Here is a 1,920-nt window from a genome sequence, read left to right as displayed (position 1 = left end):
TTTTACTGACACTCGCGAAAGCTAACGGAGTATGATATTCAGGAGACTTAGCAGCTAAGTAACCCGGAGAAAATCTCTGAAAAAAGAGATTGACTCTGAAGAATAAAAGCGTAAGCTATGCTATCTCGCAGCATAGCCCGGCTCCTAACTGCGCCGCTCTTTAAAAATTTATCAGACAATTTGTGTGGGCACTCGTAAGACAGATATCGAAAGCCTTTAGGCTTTTAAAATATCAAGTCTCAAGAGTGAACACGTAATTCATTATGATGTTTAATACTCTGAGCATCAAACTTAAATTGAAGAGTTTGATCATGGCTCAGATTGAACGCTGGCGGCAGGCCTAACACATGCAAGTCGAACGGCAGCACAGAAGAGCTTGCTCTTTAGGTGGCGAGTGGCGGACGGGTGAGTAATGTCTGGGGATCTGCCCGATGGAGGGGGATAACTGCTGGAAACGGTGGCTAATACCGCGTAACGTCGTAAGACCAAAGTGGGGGACCTTAGGGCCTCGCACCATCGGATGAACCCAGATGGGATTAGCTAGTAGGTGGGGTAACGGCTCACCTAGGCAACGATCCCTAGCTGGTCTGAGAGGATGACCAGCCACACTGGAACTGAGACACGGTCCAGACTCCTACGGGAGGCAGCAGTGGGGAATATTGCACAATGGGCGCAAGCCTGATGCAGCCATGCCGCGTGTATGAAGAAGGCCTTCGGGTTGTAAAGTACTTTCAGCGGGGAGGAAGGGATAATGCCTAATATGCATGATCATTGACGTTACCCGCAGAAGAAGCACCGGCTAACTCCGTGCCAGCAGCCGCGGTAATACGGAGGGTGCGAGCGTTAATCGGAATTACTGGGCGTAAAGCGCACGCAGGCGGTCTGTTAAGTCAGATGTGAAATCCCTAGGCTTAACCTAGGAACTGCATTTGAAACTGGCAGGCTTGAGTCTCGTAGAGGGGGGTAGAATTCCAGGTGTAGCGGTGAAATGCGTAGAGATCTGGAGGAATACCGGTGGCGAAGGCGGCCCCCTGGACGAACACTGACGCTCAGGTGCGAAAGCGTGGGGAGCAAACAGGATTAGATACCCTGGTAGTCCACGCCGTAAACGATGTCGACTTGGAGGCTGTAGTCTTGAACTGTGGCTTCCGAAGCTAACGCATTAAGTCGACCGCCTGGGGAGTACGGCCGCAAGGTTAAAACTCAAATGAATTGACGGGGGCCCGCACAAGCGGTGGAGCATGTGGTTTAATTCGATGCAACGCGAAGAACCTTACCTGGTCTTGACATCCACAGAACTTTCCAGAAATGGATTGGTGCCTTCGGGAGCTGTGAGACAGGTGCTGCATGGCTGTCGTCAGCTCGTGTTGTGAAATGTTGGGTTAAGTCCCGCAACGAGCGCAACCCTTATCCTTTGTTGCCAGCGGTTCGGCCGGGAACTCAAAGGAGACTGCCGGTGATAAACCGGAGGAAGGTGGGGATGACGTCAAGTCATCATGGCCCTTATGACCAGGGCTACACACGTGCTACAATGGTGCATACAAAGAGAAGCAACCTCGCAAGAGCAAGCGGACCTCATAAAATGCGTCGTAGTCCGGATTGGAGTCTGCAACTCGACTCCATGAAGTCGGAATCGCTAGTAATCGTGGATCAGAATGCCACGGTGAATACGTTCCCGGGCCTTGTACACACCGCCCGTCACACCATGGGAGTGGGTTGCAAAAGAAGTAGGTAGCTTAACCTTTTGGAGGGCGCTTACCACTTTGTGATTCATGACTGGGGTGAAGTCGTAACAAGGTAACCGTAGGGGAACCTGCGGTTGGATCACCTCCTTATTCTGTTATAGAATGCTGTCTTCGAAGTGCTCACACAAATTGTCTGATAAAAAAGTAACAAGATGGCTGTGAAGTCGTGACGCAT

1 rRNA gene is annotated in these 1,920 nt (G+C 51.0%); it reads left to right on the top strand.

Going from position 1 to position 1,920, the window contains the following annotated elements:
* The first annotated feature begins 293 nt into the window (after positions 1–293).
* Positions 294–1,835: ribosomal RNA gene (locus FD729_RS05245) — 16S ribosomal RNA — on the top strand.
* Positions 1,836–1,920 lie beyond the last annotated feature (85 nt).

Origin of the sequence: Pantoea sp. Nvir (genome assembly GCF_009829915.1) — a bacterium.
Taxonomy (GTDB): domain Bacteria; phylum Pseudomonadota; class Gammaproteobacteria; order Enterobacterales; family Enterobacteriaceae; genus Pantoea.
This window is presented reverse-complemented; position numbering and strand designations above follow the sequence as displayed.